At 50.1% G+C, this 18,401-nt stretch carries 16 protein-coding genes; 6 read left to right on the top strand and 10 right to left on the bottom strand.

What is annotated here, in order from left to right; translation table 11 throughout:
* A complete protein-coding gene (locus tag KK083_RS09270) occupies window positions 1-846 on the bottom strand; it encodes an alpha/beta hydrolase (protein ID WP_254162763.1) in 846 nt (281 codons plus the stop codon).
* Between the two features lie 100 nt (window positions 847-946).
* Window positions 947-1,528 carry a Crp/Fnr family transcriptional regulator gene (locus KK083_RS09275; RefSeq protein ID WP_254162764.1) on the bottom strand — a complete coding sequence of 194 codons (582 nt, stop codon included), beginning with the start codon at window positions 1,526-1,528 and terminating at the stop codon, window positions 947-949.
* A 282-nt stretch (window positions 1,529-1,810) separates the two neighbouring features.
* Here KK083_RS09275 and KK083_RS09280 point away from each other — a divergent pair, with 282 nt between their 5' ends.
* On the top strand, window positions 1,811-2,179 hold the full coding sequence (locus KK083_RS09280; protein ID WP_317195219.1) for an ATP-binding cassette domain-containing protein: 369 nt from the start codon (window positions 1,811-1,813) through the stop codon (window positions 2,177-2,179).
* 60 nt (window positions 2,180-2,239) lie between these two features.
* Here the strand turns inward: KK083_RS09280 and KK083_RS09285 are convergent, their stop codons facing one another.
* Window positions 2,240-4,582 carry a hypothetical protein gene (locus KK083_RS09285; RefSeq protein WP_254162766.1) on the bottom strand — a complete coding sequence of 781 codons (2,343 nt, stop codon included), beginning with the start codon at window positions 4,580-4,582 and terminating at the stop codon, window positions 2,240-2,242.
* Between the two features lie 140 nt (window positions 4,583-4,722).
* On the opposite strand from KK083_RS09285, the gene KK083_RS09290 reads away from it, so the two are divergent.
* Complete coding sequence (locus KK083_RS09290; RefSeq protein WP_254162768.1) at window positions 4,723-6,000, top strand: DUF5005 domain-containing protein; 1,278 nt, start codon at window positions 4,723-4,725, stop codon at window positions 5,998-6,000.
* A gap of 133 nt (window positions 6,001-6,133) precedes the next feature.
* Here the strand turns inward: KK083_RS09290 and KK083_RS09295 are convergent, their stop codons facing one another.
* The 3 genes from KK083_RS09295 to KK083_RS09305 form a co-directional block, all read right to left on the bottom strand.
* The gene (locus tag KK083_RS09295; RefSeq protein ID WP_254162770.1) at window positions 6,134-9,157 is read right to left on the bottom strand and encodes a PA14 domain-containing protein; all 3,024 of its coding nucleotides are present in this window, start codon (window positions 9,155-9,157) and stop codon (window positions 6,134-6,136) included.
* Window positions 9,158-9,324: 167 nt separating this feature from the next.
* Complete coding sequence (locus KK083_RS09300) at window positions 9,325-10,230, bottom strand: helix-turn-helix domain-containing protein (RefSeq protein ID WP_254162772.1); 906 nt, start codon at window positions 10,228-10,230, stop codon at window positions 9,325-9,327.
* 11 nt (window positions 10,231-10,241) lie between these two features.
* Window positions 10,242-11,039: an SDR family oxidoreductase gene (locus KK083_RS09305; RefSeq protein ID WP_254162774.1), complete on the bottom strand. Its 798-nt coding sequence runs from the start codon at window positions 11,037-11,039 to the stop codon at window positions 10,242-10,244.
* Between the two features lie 272 nt (window positions 11,040-11,311).
* On the opposite strand from KK083_RS09305, the gene KK083_RS09310 reads away from it, so the two are divergent.
* Together KK083_RS09310 and KK083_RS09315 are read left to right on the top strand one after the other, a co-directional pair.
* Window positions 11,312-11,731 carry a DUF6559 family protein gene (locus KK083_RS09310; RefSeq protein WP_254162776.1) on the top strand — a complete coding sequence of 140 codons (420 nt, stop codon included), beginning with the start codon at window positions 11,312-11,314 and terminating at the stop codon, window positions 11,729-11,731.
* A 133-nt stretch (window positions 11,732-11,864) separates the two neighbouring features.
* On the top strand, window positions 11,865-12,536 hold the full coding sequence (locus KK083_RS09315) for a DNA alkylation repair protein (protein ID WP_254162778.1): 672 nt from the start codon (window positions 11,865-11,867) through the stop codon (window positions 12,534-12,536).
* Between the two features lie 88 nt (window positions 12,537-12,624).
* Here the strand turns inward: KK083_RS09315 and KK083_RS09320 are convergent, their stop codons facing one another.
* The 3 genes from KK083_RS09320 to KK083_RS09330 all read right to left on the bottom strand — a co-directional run bounded on the left by KK083_RS09320 (window position 12,625) and on the right by KK083_RS09330 (window position 15,779).
* The gene (locus KK083_RS09320; protein WP_254162780.1) at window positions 12,625-13,389 is read right to left on the bottom strand and encodes an SDR family NAD(P)-dependent oxidoreductase; all 765 of its coding nucleotides are present in this window, start codon (window positions 13,387-13,389) and stop codon (window positions 12,625-12,627) included.
* Window positions 13,390-13,476: 87 nt separating this feature from the next.
* The gene (locus KK083_RS09325; RefSeq protein WP_254162782.1) at window positions 13,477-14,382 is read right to left on the bottom strand and encodes a helix-turn-helix domain-containing protein; all 906 of its coding nucleotides are present in this window, start codon (window positions 14,380-14,382) and stop codon (window positions 13,477-13,479) included.
* 200 nt (window positions 14,383-14,582) lie between these two features.
* A complete protein-coding gene (locus tag KK083_RS09330) occupies window positions 14,583-15,779 on the bottom strand; it encodes a hypothetical protein (RefSeq protein ID WP_254162783.1) in 1,197 nt (398 codons plus the stop codon).
* A gap of 257 nt (window positions 15,780-16,036) precedes the next feature.
* Between KK083_RS09330 and KK083_RS09335 the strand changes: the two genes are divergently transcribed.
* Together KK083_RS09335 and KK083_RS09340 are read left to right on the top strand one after the other, a co-directional pair.
* On the top strand, window positions 16,037-16,951 hold the full coding sequence (locus KK083_RS09335; RefSeq protein WP_254162784.1) for a pirin family protein: 915 nt from the start codon (window positions 16,037-16,039) through the stop codon (window positions 16,949-16,951).
* A gap of 438 nt (window positions 16,952-17,389) precedes the next feature.
* The gene (locus tag KK083_RS09340) at window positions 17,390-18,199 is read left to right on the top strand and encodes a DUF6597 domain-containing transcriptional factor (RefSeq protein WP_254162786.1); all 810 of its coding nucleotides are present in this window, start codon (window positions 17,390-17,392) and stop codon (window positions 18,197-18,199) included.
* 10 nt (window positions 18,200-18,209) lie between these two features.
* On the opposite strand, the gene KK083_RS09345 is transcribed toward KK083_RS09340, so the two are convergent.
* Window positions 18,210-18,401 (bottom strand): hypothetical protein, encoded by a 192-nt coding sequence (locus KK083_RS09345; protein WP_254162788.1) that lies wholly within the window; start codon window positions 18,399-18,401, stop codon window positions 18,210-18,212.

The raw sequence follows: 18,401 nt of genomic DNA on the forward strand, positions 1-18,401 counted from the left end.
TCAAGGGTGTCGAGGGACAATGGTGCTCACTGACGCCATGAATTCGCGGATGAGTTGTAACGTTTCTTTGCTCTCGGCCGATTCAATGTCTGTCAATGTCCAAACGTGCGTAACCTGGTCAAAGGTCTTCAATTTCGATATACAACCTGCTTTCTCCAGCGCACGGTGCAGGTGCACGGAATCGTCGCGCAAGATCTCTTTTGTACCCACCAGCGTCAGCGTTGGGCCGAGGCCTGTGAATGATCCAAGAACCGGAGAAACCAGGGGATCAGAAAAATTTTCCGGCGCCGTGTAGTTCGCTGCAGCATACGTTACAAATTCTTTCGTGATGATGGGATCATTCGTTTCGTTTTCGGCATAGCTGGCATATTCTGTTCTCAGGTTCAGCCAGGGTGAGATCAGCACCTGGTAAAGCGGAGATGGTAGCTGCAGCTTCTTCAGGTTCAAGGCTGTGCTCATCGCCAGGTTTCCTCCGGCACTGTCGCCCATCAGCGCAAATTGCAGACCAGGGGTGGTACGCAGCAGCTCCCGAACAACGGCGGTCGCTTCATTGAGCGCTGCCGGAAACGGTTTTTCAGGCGCCAGGGAATATTCAACAAAAAGGATTTTTCTACCGGTAGCCACTGCGATATGGCTTACCATAGCCCGGTGTGACCGAATGGAGCCATACATGAATCCTCCGCCATGCAGGTACACAACCACGTCATCACTCAGTACCTGATCCGGCGTAAACCAATAACACGCCACCCCTGCCAGTGTTGCTTTTTCAACGTTTGCCCGGTCATTGAATGGATAGCTCAATCCCAATGATTCGAATCTTTTGCGTTCTTCTTTCAGATTTTCCATTGTTGTTGTTTTAAGCAAAGGTGCACGAACCGGTACCTTAAAATCTTAATATACCTTAAGAAATCGGAAGTTATCGCCCGATAATCTACCGAAACAGATACTATTTCCGGGCCAGGTCTTTCCGGATCTTGCTCAAAAATTCGGGTGTAACGCCCAGGTAAGACGCGATCTGAAGGTTGGGGATGCGGTTAGACAAGCGGGGATATTGCTCCAGAAAAGCGAGGTATCGTTCTTCGGCTGTAGAGCTGATATTTTGCAGCACCCGGTTTTGCATCTCTACAAATTTGTTTTCAAAGATCACCTTGAAGTAACGCACAAACTTGGGATACTGCTTGTAAAAATGGAGCAGGTCGGTTTTTTCGATCAGCAGTATGTGCGATGGCTCCAGTGTCTCGATAAAAAGTTTGCTGGGCTTATCGGCGTAGAAGCTGCTGATATCAACGATCCAGTCATTCTCGGCCGCAAACTGCAGGTTGTGTTCTTTCCCGGCAGCATCGACGCCGTAAGTTTTGAAACATCCCGACACAACAAATCCGTAATGATGACAAACCTGACCCTCCTGGAGAAAAAACGCCTTGCGCTTCAACTTGCGTTCCTTCACACGCAAAGCCAGGTCGTCTTTCTCTGCATCGCTGAGGGGAACATATGAATCGAAGAAAGTGATGAGCGGAGCAACGTTCAAGGGAGTTCTGGTTTGGGATTAAAAATAATGAAATTAGAAATTAGAAGTAAGGAGTAAGGAGTAAGGAGTAAGGAGTAAGGGGAGCCAGGAGTCAGGATAGGCGGTCAAGGGTTTTGGAAGGGTAGCCTTCTGAATGGGTGGCCGGAGACTCCGTTCTGACGTTTGTCGCAAATTGCCCCTGCTTTTGACGGCATCGGCCTGTGTCAATGCGTATTTGCATTGTAGATTTACAAACTGTCTAGGGACTTATCATTAACCAATTGTAAATACCTGCTTCATGACGTGGGACTGCATTACATCACACTCGGGCAACCTCTCAGCACACTCTCGGGTGGCGAGTGCCAGCGCATCAAACTGGCCAGCGAGCTTCACAAGAAAGGAAGCATTTATGTGATGGATGAGCCCACTACCGGCCTGCACATGTCAGATATCGGGCACCTGCTGGAGATCATGAACCGTTTGGTCGATGCCGGCAACACGGTGGTGGTGATCGAGCACAACCTGGACGTGATCAAAAATGCCGACTGGGTCATCGACATGGGACCGGAAGGTGGCAACAAAGGTGGCAAAGTGGTGTTCGAAGGAACGCCAAGAGAGCTGATGAAAGCAAAGGGCTCGCTTACCGGTGAGTATTTAAAGAGTCATGTTTAACGGAAGCGAGGAGTCCCTACGGGATAACCCCGGAGGCTCCGCCCGTACCGTCTGAACATTTTATTTTTCTTCTTTTGCTTCCTTGTTGAAAGATACCTCGCCACCGCGTAACTCGAGGGTATAATATTCACCGCCGTACAGCACGTGTCGCAGCGTGCCTTCCAGGTTCACTGTGCCGGGTTTTGTGATCGTTTCTCCGTTGACCTGCGGATTGAATCCGAAGAAACCCTTTACCATCACCTGCGACATGCCGATACCTGCTATGGCATCGCGGGCGTGCCATCCGCGCTCTGCGATCCTGACGCGTGCATTTTTGTTTTCTTTGTTATCACCCCACAGCTCATGCGCCTGTGCCCACGATCCTTCATGGGTCAGCGGCTCCATAGCGCGGTAGAAGTCCAGCGCTTTTTGCGATTGATCAAACTGCACTAATGCATCCATGGTGGCGGCTGGCCATCCATCAAAAGCACCCAGCGGACCGTGGTCTGGCCTGTCGGAATTTTTGGCTGCAACATCCTGAAGTGATTGGGCCCGCATCCAATGCGTTGTCATCAGCTCGCGGTATAAAAAGTCGACCATTTCCTGACGCATCGCATCGGGAATATCCTGCGGAATGAATCTTCCGGTGTAAATAAAATCCATCACGTGCCTTACTTCAACACTCTTGTTATTGGGATACACACATTTCCACACACCATTGCCGGCGTAAAGCTTCATTAACAGGGGCAGCATCTCGCTTGCTTTTTTATCGAGCGCATCTGCCTTGGCCGGGTTGTTGGCCTTTCGGTATAACGCCGCGGTCTCACGCATCATCCAGATATACGTTGCATTGAAAGACGGCACAATGTGGATATAGGTGGGAACACACTCCAGCAGGTTCCATGGGTCATCGCCAAAATCTCCCAGCTTGTAAATGTCGTCGGTACAGCCCGGTTTTCCGTAAGAAGAGATCCGTTCCCAGTTGGTGGAATAAAACTCCAATGTTTCCAGCACGGTGCGGCCATTGATCTTTTCATTCAGGAAATCATAATCTTTGGTCACCACCAGGTAAGAACGGATCAGCTGGAACAACGCGTAATAGTTTGCCGAATAGGCATTGCCCACACCCTTGCCTCCGAAATTGTCGAATCCATAATTCTTGCCCGGATCAACGCTCAGCCACAGCGCAATATTGGCTTTCAACCGTTCCGGATCAGAGAGCGCCTGGATGAAGGCCCATTCAGTGTTATCCCAGAAAAATGAAATGGAAGCGCCCCATTTAGGTCCGCCGGTCAAGATCACCCGTTTATACTGGGGCAGGTTGGTGTTCATCATGTACAACATGGTGAGAGGCCCTGTGTAATAAACCCGTTTGGCCAGCGTATCAGAAGTTTCCAGCACAGGGAAACAACCGGAGATCACGTCGTTGCCCGGTTTGAAGATCTTTGCCCACCGGTTCTCCCAGAAGGTTTGTGCACCCGTGAACTTCGATTCAAACGCAGGTTGAATTTCTTTCAGCCTGCTTTTGACGGCGTCTTTGCTATCGGCATACACCATGAAGTATTGAATCACTTTCTTTTCATTGGATTGTAATGTCAACTTCCACTGCGCTGTGCCTCCGCTGTTGAACGGTTTTGCCGAAGAGGGCGCGGTCACAAATCCAAAACCTGTAACAGCTTCTGTTTCTTGGTCTGAAACAATGAATGCTCCTGCTTCCAGCGCAGTTTTATACTTGGTGGCGTTAAGGATCTCCTGATCTGCAGGAAGCACAGATCTTATTTGTTTACCGGTAGGTTGCCCGTTGATGAGCTCTTCGATCATCACCTCTCCTGTGCGGTTGGGGTTCGTGATCTGATTTCGCACAAGGTCGATCTCATCGTCTCTGCGTGTTTGTTTTCCACGCAGCGTGGGGAACGGATACCACCATTGCCAGTCGCCACCATACTTGCTGATGAATCCGATCATATCGATGTCAACGGTCAGGTCCTGTGCAGCTGATGTGGTATTGGTGATCTCCACTTGCCACAGGAATGCATCTTCTTCGGGAAGCATCCTGGTGGATGAAAGGATCTCATAACCTTTGAATGTTGTTTTGCGCAAGGCCTGAAAGGGTTGCCACCGGTACATCTGAACGGCGGGCACTTCACCATTTATTTTCAACACGCCGGAATGATAACCACCGCTATACGGGGCTGAGGCGAACCAGCTGATGGAGGTCATGTCGCGGTTCACCAGTGCCTGGCCCCTGAAATTGCGCAGGGAGGGTTCCATGGCCACCGTGTCGGCAGCAACCCAATCGCCCGAGATCTTCTCCAGCGAAGGGATGGGGTCTGTTTTTGTCTCTGTTTTTGAAGTCGGCGCGCAGCCCCCGATCAGCATCAGGATCAGGGCAAGGCTGCAGCAATGAAAAAATGTCTTTTGCATGGGGTAGCGATTGCGATGTTTAGTGAATTAAAAATAATAAATTTTATTTGTCCATATGTTCATACATATGAAATTCTTATTTTTATCAAGGGGCCAGCGCGCGGTCCTTACCCTTATGTTCCACAATCAATCTACCAACCATGAAAAAAAACCTATTTATTGTCATGCTCGCGCTGATGTCTTGCGCTTTTTCGTGCAACGACAACGGCGTCAATCCTGATGCTTCCAACAACAAACCTGATGAAAGCAACCCTGACTCCGATGCCACTGCGTTGATCACCTGTGCGCCCGCAACGTTCTACCAGGTTGCCTCCACGTACAATACTTATTTCACCCGCAACAGTGGCTGGACGGGCGGCGATGCCACGTACTCAGTTCCGCTGGGTGGCGGGAAAACGTTGTGGTCTTTTGGCGACACCTTTGCCGGCAACGCTTATCCTCCTGACGCCAGCCATCCATACCGCTGGAGAGACCCGCAGGGAATGGTACCCAATACGTTTATGATCCAGAACGGATCGTCTTTTATTACCGTAGTGGGTACGGGCGGCATCGATCCTGTAACCTGGCTCTACAAACCTGTGATGAAGACAGGCAAAGAAGATCTTACCGGCGTCGGCCGCGAATGGTACTGGCCCGGAGATGCCACGGTGAAGAATGGAACACTCTACATGTTATTTCACCGGTACTATAAATTTGGAAACGGCGCCTGGGACTTTTACACAACAGGAACAGACCTTGCTACTTTCTCTGTAGCTACACTGACCGGTTTTACTGCCGCTGTTTCAGAAATTGCGCCTACTTCGGTTACACCCTATTATACGGTGACATCGCCTTCGGCTACCCAGGAACCTTTGTTCGGCTCCGCACTGCTCGAAGACGGAACCACTGATTATTACATCTATATCTCAGACAAGGTTTCCGGGTTCCACTTCTCAAAAGTTCTAAAAGTGAGCCAGAGCAACATCAACGGCACACGCTCTTATTTTAACGGCTTCAATGCATCTGGAGTAGCCACCTGGACAAGCACTTTCCCTGCTCCGGGCGTGAACCAGGGCCTCATGAAAAAGAAAGATGCCGCTGGTGTGCTGACAGATCTTTCGGTATCGCCACAATTCAGCGTTGTAAAGATCGGCTCGAAATACCGGTTGATCACGCAGGAAGATATCGGTGGAAAGAAGATCTATTCGTATGAGTCATCTAGCCCGGTTGGTCCATGGGAATGTGAGTCTGTGATCTACACCATACCCGAACCGGATACGATGCCTGTTAACACGTACAACGCTTTTCTTCATCCACAGATCACGAATGGAACCAATCGTTACCTGATCTCCTATAACCTGAACGCACAGAACTGGGGTGATCTGTATTCGCGTGTGGATACCTATCGCCCGATGTTCATTTGGGCAACGATACCCTGAGGAATAGATTTGAGATGTGAGATTTGAGATATGAGATTTGAGACGTGAGACTTGGTGTGCTCTTTAAAAAAGCGTAGGCTTGTACCCTACGCTTTTTTATTGCGCCCTTCAGGGCTGATGTGTGTTACCGGTGTTACTTCACTGTGATCTTTTGCGACCATTGTTTACGGCCTTGCGCAATTCTGATCAGGTACATGCCTGCGGGCAGCGACTCACCGATGTTGACCACTACTGTGCCTGCCTGCGCGCTGACTTGCTGTGACCGCACCAGGATGCCCGTGGCTGACATCAGCTGCACCGTTGCTTCGCCGTCGGCAAGATCATTTATGACCATGGTCAGCGCACCACCTGCAGCCACAGGATTGGGAAACACTTCGAGCGAGGCTTGCTCATCAGACAGCACTGTTGTCTCCGCCGTAAACGCTGCCGCATTCATCGCAGGATCTTCATACGGACTTAACCGCGTTCCGGGTATCGGACCTTCAAAGGTGCCATCCTGGAAGCGCCATGCTACGGCAACGAAGTCGGCACCCGATCCTTCCTTGTGAAGCGCCTCGATGAAATAACGCCTTCCTCCCTGCAAAGCCACGGGCGACGAAACCTGCGTTGCATACTGATTGTAAACACCAGGCTTCACCGCTCCATTCAGGTAAGCGATCTTCACCTTATTGCCCGGATCTTCATCTGTGCTCAGGTAGAGCTCACTGTTGTCATCACTGGAAATATAAAATGTATAGTTACCGTCAGCAGGTATGCACAGATAGCCCCTGATCCGCGAGCCATATTCGTTCGCCGTATAATTCGGGGTTGAAAAAGAGGTAAGCTCACGTACAACATCCGGCGACGTATCGAAGGGCACGGATGAGAGCGAAGTTCCGGGTATACCGGTCCAGATCTCGCGGTATATTTTTCCTGCACCGGCACACTGAGCTGCATTGACAGTAATATTCACCTGGTCTGTGCTTATGGCGCCTTTGTCATCACGCACCCGCGCAATGATGGAATAACTTCCGGCCCGCACGTTGGTCCATTGGTATTCATACGGCACGTTACGGATCTCCGTGAGCAGTGTACCGTTGGCCTCAAAGCTTACACTGTAAACGCTACCGTCTGAATCGGTCGCATACGCTTTTAAAGGAATGGTAGCACCCTGGGTAAACGTTGCATTATCAACCGGGCTCATAAAATGAACAACGGGTTGCTCATTCTCAAGAATTGAACCGATTTTGATCAGACGATCTCCGGGTATCGGCTGCTGCACGGTACCACTGGGCAACTGCCACGCTACCGAGATAAAGTCATTACCGGTGCCTTCCTTGTGCAGCGCTTCGATGTAGTATTTTCTGCCGGCCCGCAATGCGATGGAGACAGACTTCTGACCCGGATATTTATCATATTGCCTGAATGCTGTGGCACCCCGTACAGAGGCGATCAGTCTCTTGTTTCCGACAAATTCATCCGTGCTGAGCCAGAGCTCGCTGTTATCATCGCTCGCGATCCAGAATGTATAGTTGCCAGTCTCGGGCACACAAAGATAACCGCGGATCCTGCTGCCATAATTATTAAACTTGTATTGTCCTGTTTCAAACGCCGTCAGCTGTTCGTAATTGGTGGGCGGTGTATCAAAGGGCACTGAAGATATAGAAGTACCTGTGATGTTCTGCCAGATCTCGCGCTGAATGCCACCGGTACCGGCACATGCGGGCGTGATCACCCTGAAGTATGTGTAGTCCCAAGCGTCCTGTCCTTCACTATTAAAAATATGCGCACTCAAGGTGTAGTCGCCGCCGGCAAGGTCTTTGAGCTCGGTACCATAAGGAGCGCTCGCATCACTGATCACCAGCGCATCGTTGAGATAAAGATCCACCTTTGTAATGGACGACTCAGGGTCGTATCCATTGACCACAACGTTGACGGTAGCGGGCGCATCAAAGGTTTCAGAATTTGCTGGAGATGTGATGGACACATTAGGCTCGTAGTTGGGCCGGCCATATTTGATAACACGATTTCCGCCAATAGGCCTTTCAAGTGTTCCGTCCGGCAACTGCCAGCCTACCGCAAGGTGATCGCCGGAAGCCGATTCTTTATGCAGCATCTCGAAATAATACGTTTTTCCCGCGGTTAACGGGATCAGGGCTGATTTCTGCGTGGGATATTTCTCCCATTGACCGATGCTGGTATACCCTGTAACCGAAGCGATCAGTTTTTTATTTTCGAAGTTGGTGTCGGTGCTTAACCAAAGCTCACTCTGATCGTCACTGGCAATCCAGAATGTATAGTTGCCCGTTTGGGGAGCGCACAAGAATCCACGAATGCGCGCACCGTAATTATCGCCGGCGTTTACGGGCGCCTGAAGCGACGTTAAGGTTGCGATCTGGTTTGGCGCAACATACAACGGAATAGACGACACCTTGCCACCGGAAATACCGGTCCACACCTCGCGCTCTACGGATCCAGCGTCAGCACATACGGGAACAGGCGTGCTCATGCTGGTACGGGCAATATATGCCTCATAAAACTGATCATGGATGGTGGCCATCTCTATTGAATAGTGATAAGTTTTTCCCGGTTCCACCGGATGGTGTAATACCTTCTGAGTGGCGCCTGAATCGGTAACAAAGTTTACTTCCTGGTAAAAGTCGTCAGTGTACCGGGTACTGGTAGCGCTTTCGGTGGTCCGGATATAATAGGCGATATCGTTATAACTCTTATCGGTAAGCGACAGTTCGATGGTATTGGCATCGATGGCCCGCGCTGTAAATACGGGAGGGTAATTTTTGGAATAGGTGGTGGCCCAGTAAACTTCGGAGAACGGCGAAACTTCACCGCCAACACGTGCGCGCAACTTGTAATAGTGGGTTGTTCTCGGTTTGAGGTTGTAGTGGTAATACTCTGTAACACCTGGCCCAACAGTGGTCACGAGCTGATAACCTGAATTTTCATCGAACGAATGGTAGATCTCTGTGCTTGCTCCGGAGTTTTCATTGCGGAATTCCAATCGCAGGTAATCCTGTTCTCCGGGATATGTATAAGGCTCGAATTCCGGTGCGGTCAATGCTGCTTCGGTGGAAAGATCGGTGCTAACGGTGAAGTTAGTTAGCAGTGATGTGGAGATGAAGAGCAAGAAGAAAAACTGCTGCTTGTAGTTGTGTTTCATGAAATGTGGTTTTTTTTCTTGCTCCGAATAATCTTATGCCTGAGGGGAAAAGGAGTAAGGAGCCAGGAGTAAGGAGTCAGGAGTCGGGCCTCGCAGGTGGTGCGACGATCAGTGGAACTGTAGCTGGCAAAGCGTATTCGAGGAAATGTGTGAGGTAGGAACTGCTTTTAACCGAACGACTGTCTGAATTTCAGTGGTGAGAGGTTGGTTTTTCTTTTGAATAGCTTGTTAAACGACTGGGGGTACTCGAATCCTAATTGATAGGCTACCTCAGCAACGGAGAGATTACTGGTTGACAGGATCTCTTTGGCTTTTTCGATGAGTTTGTTGTGAATGTGCTGCTGGGCGTTTTGTCCGGTGAGGGAACGCAGCATATCGCTCAGGTAATGGGGCGAAACATGGAGCTCATCCGCCAGGTACTGCACCGTTGGCAAACCTTTCATCAACGCGGTTTTGTTGTTGAAATAGTCGTCTAGCAGCGTCTCGAGCTTTGTCAGCAGATCGTGGCTTGCGGCTTTGCGGGTGATGAACTGGCGTTTGTAAAAACGGTTGCTGTAATTCAGCAGCAGCTCGATCTGCGTAATGATTACATCCTGACTGAACTCGTCTATGGGAAGCTGCAGCTCATCATCGATATTTTTCAAAATGCCAAGGATCAAGGTGCGCTCTTTCTCCGACAGGTGTAACGCTTCGTTTACAGCGTATGAGAAGAAACCAAAATTTTTGATGTTCTTTCCCAACGGGTAGTTCCTGATGAAATCGGGATGGATGAGCAAAGTAAATCCCATGTACTCCGTATCATCTGTAGTGGCCAGCAGCTGATTGGGTGACGTAAAGACGAGGCCACCTTCATCGAAATCATAATAATTCTGTCCATACTTTATTTTGCCGCGAAGGCCCTGCTTATACGAGACCTTATAAAAATCGAGCAGGAATGAAGGAGGCAGCTGTTCTTTGTTGATGGAGATCAGCGTATTGTCAACAACGCTTATCAACGGGTGCAAAGGCTTTGGTAAGCCCAGCACCCGGTGCAGGTCAGAGATAGAATTGAATGCTTGCGGAATGTGCTGCACTGTCAGTTGATTTACGCTCCGAAAAACGTTTGCTCCATTTGTTTTCTGAACTTCTCGTCGCCCAGCTGCTGGCGTTGCGCGTAGAGGGCCTTCGCATCCTCTCCTGCCACGTACCTGAGCTGGTCTTTACCGTCGGTGGCCGCTTCATACACCACCTCCGCGATCTGGGCTGCAGGTGTAAAGGTATCTTCATGAATTCCGTCAAACAATTTTTTCACCCATTTTTCGTAAGCAGGGTGTGACGACATATCTATGGAGCGGTTCAGGAAATCTGTTTTGATGCCACCGGGAGAGACCGTTTTGATACCCACGCCAAACCTGTTGAGCTCAAAGGCCATACTTTCACTCCAGCCTTCCAGCGCCCACTTGGTGGCGTGATAAACCGAGCTGAATGGAAACGTGAGCAGACCGCCCATCGATGTGGTGGTGATAAACAGCCCGCTTTGCCTTTCCCTGAAATAAGGAATGAATGCCTGCGTAACACGGATCACACCCAAAAGATTGGTATCGAGCTGGCGGGTGAGCTGCTCTTCAGTGATGGGCTCCAGTGGCCCTATCAATCCATAACCCGCATTATTGAACACTACATCGATCGTACCTGAAGCGATTGCTTTTTGGGTCGTTTCTTTAATCTGATCAGGATCCGTGACATCCAGCGGCAGGAGTGTAATGTTGCTCAACCCGCTCAGCTCTTTTTCGTTCTCCGGTTTGCGCATGGTAGCGATCACCTTCCATCCCCTGGAAGCAAACAACCTGGCCGATGCTTTTCCCAAGCCTGTAGAGGCGCCTGTGATGAAAATTGTTTTCATTTTCTTGTGATTTAAAATTGATGTACAAAAGTGCGCGGCGCAAACTTCAGGAATGTATCCGGATTGGGGATCGTTGTGTTCTAAACGGAGTTGAAAAAGAATTAAGGAGTAAGAATTAAGGAGTAAGGAGGGGGGGGGCAAGAAGTCAGAAGTCAGCCTCCTTCGCTAAAGCTTCGGCGGCCAAGGGAGTCAGGAGGGGACTGGCTTCGGGCAACGGGCGTGGGGCATATTAGAAGTTGTTTGTATCTTTCCAGGATAATGTAGTGCTCCTCATGGCTAAATCAAAAGCTGATTGCTCTCCTGCACCTGTCGGCAAGAGAAAATATGTCTCTGACCTGGGCAAAATTTTAGTGAAAGACTATGGCAAAAAGAAGTTCTATAAGCCCGAAGAGGTGAAGAAGGCTCATAAAAAGAGCACCTGGAGCGATCTGGATTTTGTTTGCTGCGGAATGAGCACCTATACTTCACACGACGACTTCGATGCCTATCATGCCCAAACCGGCGAGCTTTGCGACTACACCTCGATGAAGGCTGAGATGCTGGAAGGAATCTCCTTAACCGAAGGGGTTCATTTAAGCGAATTGCCCGCGGCAGACCTGGACGCCTCGTGGCTCGATATCGGGGAAATATTCGGAGGCATGCTTGACGGAATAGGTGAGTTCTTTTCTGCAATAGCAGACGGGTTGGACTGAAGACCAAGGTACGAACCAACCTCTCGCCTGGTGACACATCGGATGGCTCGCTGAAATTCACAGTTTCATACTTAAGTACGAGAGGGGCTGGCGGCCACATCTGTAAATTTGAGCCAGGAAACAACATTATATCATGACGGTAAAAGAAGCACTGGCAGCACTCAAATCAATGGGTAATGAAAAGATGTATGCGCAAAACGTGAAAAAAGGCGCTGGTAAAAATCAGTTTGGTGTAATGCTGGGTGATATACGAACGCTTGGGAACAAGATCAAAACAGACCACGCCCTGGGCCTGGAGCTGTGGAAAACCGACAATATAGAGGCGCGGCTGCTGGCAACGCTGATCATGAAACCCAAAGCGTTGTCGGCAAAGGAGCTGGACGACATGGTGAAGTCCATCACCTTTGTGCAGGAAGCCGATTGGTTCAATTCTTATGTGGTGAAAGATCATCCGCAAAGTGAGTCACTGCGCGAAAAGTGGATGGCTTCTTCCAACCCCTGGGCGGCCAGGGCCGGGTGGAGCCTTACCAGCGGCCGGATCGTACGGTCGCCGGAAGGCCTGGACCCTGTTCAGCTTTTGGATCGCATTGAGTCTGAAATGCCCACCGCTCCTCCCGAAGTGCAATGGACCATGAACACAGCCCTGGCACAAATTGGAATCAACTTCCCCAAACTACGCAAGCGCGCCATCGACATCGGTGAATCGTTAGGCATCTATCGCGATTATCCCGTTTCCAAAGGATGCACCTCTCCTTTCGCGCCTATTTGGATTAGAGAGATGGTGAAAAGAGGTGAAAAGAAGTAAGAAGCCAGGAGCCAGGAGTCAGGAGGGGCGAGCTTCGGGAAAGTGAGTAGCATAACCCTTGATTCATGACTTAGACGGTCATTAAATTTTACAAATGAATGCCGCCTGATACTTCGATGCGTTGGCCGTTGATCCAGCGGCCGCCTTCGCTGCAGAGGAATGCTACAACGGCGCCGATATCTGCGGCAACGCCTGTACGTCCGAGGGCCGTAGCGCTGGCAATGTGTTTATTAACTTCTTCATTGTCGCGTACCAGTCCACCGCTGAAGTCTGTTGCAATGGCGCCGGGAGCAATGGAATTCACAGCAATTTTACGTGCACCCAGTTCTTTCGCCATATAACGTGTGAGTGTGTCAATGGCACCTTTCATAGAGGCATAGGCACTGTATCCCGGGTATGAGAACCTTGCGAGGCCGGATGAAATATTGACGATACGTCCGCCATCGCCGATCAAGGAAAGCAACCGCTGCGTGAGAAAGTACACACCTTTGAAGTGGATGTTCATCAGCTCGTCGAACTGCGCTTCGGTGGTTTCAGCGAAGGGTGCGTGAATGCCAACGCCCGCATTGTTGACCAGGAAATCAAAGGTCTCTGCATCGAAGGTGCTCTTCAGGGAAGCCTTGACATCAGTGGCAAATTTTGAAAAACTTCCGATGTCGCCGGCATTGAGCTGGAGCGCTGCAGCCTTGCGGCCAGACTTCTGGATGTCCGCCACCACTTTCAGTGCTTCTTCTTTTTTGCTGTTGTAGGTGATGATCACATCAACGCCGTTACCCGCGAAGTTCAGGGCCATATCTTTGCCGAGGCCACGGCTGCCACCGGTTACCAGGGCGATCTTACTTTTTGTTGTCATTGTTATTTGTTTTTGAATGACACAAAAATCGCTCTGCCCGATGCTCACCGCGTTGCAGGCATCAATCCAGGATTTGCAAAAATCAAATCAGCGGCGAAAAGCCAGGGGTGCGAAGCCGGTCTGTTTCTTGAAGAAATTGGAAAAATGTGCCACTTCCTCGAAGCCGAGGCTGTAGGCAACTTCGGAGATGTTCCAGTCAGTCTGTTTTAAAAGGATCTTGGCTTCCTGGGCAATACGTGCGCCGATGAGCACCGTGGTGGTTTTGCCGGTGTTCTCTTTCAGCACCTTGTTGAGGTGGTTCACGTGCACCGACAACCTGTCTGCAAAATCTTTGGCCGAGCGCAGGGCCAACCGCTGCCCCGCCGATTCTATCGGAAACTGCCGTTCAAGCAATTCAATGAACAGTAAAGAAACGCGGGCGGATGCATTGTGGGTGTTGTATAACGTTGTTGCCGGCTGAAGCTTTTGACCAAAATGGATGAGCTCCAGCACGTAATTCCTAATGAGATCGTATTTATAGGCATAATTGGAAGCAATCTCCCGATGCATCTTCAGGAAGATCGACGACAGCTCTTTTTTATCCTCGGCGGTAAGCTCAAATATCGGGTAACCGCCAGGCCTGAAGATGGGAAGCTCGTCAAGCACCACGCCACTTTTGTTGGGCATCAGAAAATCGGCTGTAAAAATGCAGAAATGTCCTGCCTGTTGCTCATCCTGCGGTATGTAGTTGTAAGGGATGCGGGGTGTTGCGAACAGCAGCGCGTTTTTTTTGATGTCGATTATTTTATCGGCATACTCAGCGCGGTTCTTTCCGATGATCAGGCTGATCTTGTAATAAGCGCGCCGGTTATACGGCATCTCGCCTTTTTCACGCATCCTGGCCATGAGCTCATCGATCCGGAAAACATTAAAATGCCCGATCTCTTTGTTGATATTCTCAGGGATGAGGGAGGCGGTGTGGCGGTAAAATTCTTCGAGTGATGCGATCGCCATAACTTTTGCGAAAATCAAATGTACGGATTCCCATACATGAAGTTTGAAAACTTCATAAATAAAAAGCACAAGTCACCCACGTGCCATGGCGCCAGGCGGAAGACTTGCGCTGGTTTGAGGGCTCCAATAAGAAAGCAAGCGCCCCAACGTTGGAGCCTCTTGCTTTTAAAAGGATTCAGGATCGCTTATGCAATGTGTTATTATAGTGGTGCTTCTGCGGTTGCCGTGGTGATCACGGGCCATTTGCCGGGGCCGCCCACACTTACACCTTTGGTATCGCCTTTGGCAGCGTCTTGCCCGAAGTAATACAAAGGCCAGCCTTTATACGTGAGCTGTGATCTTCCAAAAACAGTGATGGTACCAAAGTCGCTGGCGCTCATACCTGAGGGCAGGCGGGTGATCTGCGTGTGAAAGATCGGCCAGTTAGCATCGTTGCTGAAAGTTGAATTGGTAAAGGTGTTGGTGCTTTTCTTGTCGTTGGTGAAAAGATACAAGGTGCGGCCAGCAGCATCGGTGAAGTAGCGCGTTACGCCTGTGCCTTCAACGTAGGCGCTGGTGTAGTTTTTACCATCGAGGCCAACAAGCTGCGCATTGGCTACCATCAGGCTGTAGTCCGGCTTGGCAACAAACCAAATGGTTCCGAAATTCTCGCCACCGGTTTGTCCGGCAGCTTCGATGCTGCCATTGTTATCGGGCGAAAAATAGTAGAGCGGTCTGCCTTTGTAAGTTGTTTGTTTGGTTGCGCCATCACCGATGGATCCGAAATCCGCCGCATTGAGCAAGCCACCCGACGGAATTACGATCTGATCTGTCTTGAAGAAGGGCCACCGTGTGAGACATCCGCCAGTGCAATTGCTTGTGCCTTTGGTATCGCGCGCAAAGAAATAAAGTATCCGTCCCTGGTTATCGGTTAAAACATTGCCATACGTGGCATGGCTGACCAGCATGATAGAATAGTTGGTTTTGGCAACGAACCATTCATTATCAAGGGCTTCTCCTGTGGCGTCACCCTTAGCCTTGTCGCCCACATAATAATACAAGGGCCATCCCTTATAGGTAGTCTGCATGCGGCCATCGTTGCGCGTGATGGTTGCAAAGTCTGCAAGATCAATCCCTGCCTGTGGCTTCAGATCGGCAGCATAGTATACTGGCCATGCTGCGAGACAATTATCGGCGCATTGACTTTGGCCGCCGACGTCTTTGGTGAAAACGTAAAGTGTCTTGCCGTTGCCATCCACGAGGATCTCGCCCAGGGTGGCATGTGTGCTGATCGATACAACGCCTGGGTTAACGGAGTCGTCATCCGAACATCTGTTAAAGGAGAAGGCCAGGAGCACCGCGCCGAAGACAGCAAAAAGGCTTCTGACTGAGGAAGTTGAGAAATGCATGAATTTCATAGTTGATAACGGGTATGGTTTTGTTGATTTGAATCAGATCTAAAGATCTGACAGTATTTGCCCGTACAGCTGATCACACCCAATGGTTGCCTGCCGGGACTGGAACAGGGGCATATTCATGTTACCAGTTTAGTGACAGTAAGGTGTGTGGGTAAGTCAGTTGAATGATTATAATGAAATCGATCTGCATAACGCGGGAATTTTTTGCGGCCGCCGCGCATTATATATTTGAGTGCTGCAAATTAACGTGGCTGTGTATGCTTGATATTGTCATTGAGGCGCGCCAGGCGTCATTGGGACCTGGAATGGAAGTAAAAAGGATCCTGCCGTTTCGCCAGAGAAGAATGGTGGGGCCGTTCATTTTTATGGATCACGCAGGCCCCGTGAAGGTCAATCCATCGGCCAGTAAAAACATCGACGTTTTGCCACATCCCCATATCGGACTTTCTACCGTCAGCTATTTGTTCGGAGGCCAGGTGACACACCGCGACAGCCTGGGTGTTGAGCAAGTGATAAAACCCGGCGAAGTCAACTGGATGACGGCCGGAAAAGGTATCGCGCACTCAGAACGGTTCGAAGACCCGGCTGTGCTTGCCGGCGGTGAACTGGAAATGTTACAAACCTGGGTGGCGCTTCCTGAAAAGGATGAAGAGTCTGATCCATCGTTCATTAATTATAAATCCGAAATTTTGCCTGTCTATACCGATAAAGGAGTCTGGATGCGGCTTATTGCAGGTGATGCTTTCGGCCTGGGGAATACCGTGAAGACGCATTCGCCTTTATTTTATTTGCACGCTTCTATCCAGCAAGGTGCCAGGTTTGGTCTACCAAAAGAACATCCGGAGCGCGCCGTCTACATCGCCAAAGGTGAGCTCGAAGTTTCCGGACGATCTTATCGTGCAGGGCAAATGCTGGTGTTCACGCCAGGTGTCGACCCCATTCTCGTGGCAAAGGAAGCAAGCACGCTGATGTTGCTGGGCGGCGAACCTTTGGGTGAACGATTTATCTGGTGGAATTTTGTTTCATCGCGCAAAGAGCGGATCGAGCAGGCAAAAGCAGACTGGAAAAGTGGTAAGATCATTTTGCCGCCCAACGACAACCAGGAGTTTGTTCCGTTGCCGGAAGACAAGTTCAAACCTGCGGGTAGTCCTCCTCCCCAGGCGTTGTCGTGAGTTACATCAAGCGGGAGAAGTTTGAAAACTTCAAAAGTAAAGAGCACAAGTCACCCGCATGCCACGGCACCAGCGGAAGACTTGCGCTAGTTAGGGCGGGAAGATCATTTTGCCGCCCAACGACAACCACGAGTTTGTTCCGTTGCCCGAAGACAAGTTCAAACCTGCGGGTAGTCCTCCTCCCCAGGCGTTGTCATGAGTTACATCAAGCGGGAGAAGTTTGAAAACTTCAAAAGTAAAGAGCACAAGCCACCCGCATGCCACGGCACCAGCGGAAGACTTGCGCTAGTTAGGTGAGGCTGGTTTCGTGAGGGTTGCACCTATTGAGTCACCCGTTGCACTCAGGAAATTGAAAAATCAGCTATTTCGCTTCCGGATTTATACATCCGGTTGATCTGCCAGCGATGACGGGAGATCTTTGGAAGAACTGATTTGTGCATGAGCTATCAATTCTTCCATCCGCCCCAACATTTACGGGAATACGTGCGATGTTTTTGGACGCATGACTACGACGGCATGGATCCTTCCGGAAAATATGTCAGGACGGTTGTGGATGATTCATCGTGCATCGTATTCCATCACCATCAGGGCGATAGCGCTTTCGTGGACGAACGCAACGAAAAAGTTTATACAGGACTGATCTATGGCAAACAGCTGAAGCCATCGCGGTCAATGGCCATCAGGCCTTCGTGCGGCACCGGTGTAAGCTTCACCAGCCAGGGTATTAAACTGTTGTTTGGAATAGACGCCAGCGAGCTTACCGGCAGGCATGTATCACTCGAGGCGTTTAACAACATCCGCATCACCGAACAAGTACTGGAAATGAAAAACCACCACGAACGGATCGGTCTCCTTTCTCATTTTTTATCCAGACAGATCGATCGCAACAGAAAGGCCGATCAGCTGGTGGCGCATTGTTGCCAGCGCATCAAACAACACAAGGGCAATATCACCGTGCGGGCCTTGGCACAATTCTATAACATCTCAGAACGACAGCTCGAACGACGCTTCTGGCAAACGGTGGGCCTGGCGCCCAAGTTCTTTGCCAGGATCACCAAATTTCAGTGTGCCCTTGCGCTGATCACCGGCAGTAAACCGGTGGACTTCTCCGATGTAGCTTTTGCGCTCAATTATCCGGACCAGTCACGGCTTATACAGAATGTAAAAGAGCTGTCTGGCCTAACGCCAAAAACACTGGCCAGGGAGAACAAACAAATCCTGATGCTTAGTGAAGAGGTTGAAGTTTAAAGTTTGAGGTTTAAAGTTTCAGCGAGAGCCCCTGGTCCGGGGGAACGCAGGGACCTCCATGGAGACCACTCACCAGCGCATAGCCGTATTGATATGTTTTTCGTGTAAGCTTCGATGTGCTTCGCTTCAGCTGCTGAGCGCTGGCGTTGTTAAAAAACAACACCACAAGCAATGCCATGATATATAGCAACACCTTATTCAT

The organism is Chryseosolibacter histidinae, from assembly GCF_018598225.1.
Classification (GTDB): domain Bacteria; phylum Bacteroidota; class Bacteroidia; order Cytophagales; family Cyclobacteriaceae; genus Chryseosolibacter; species Chryseosolibacter histidini.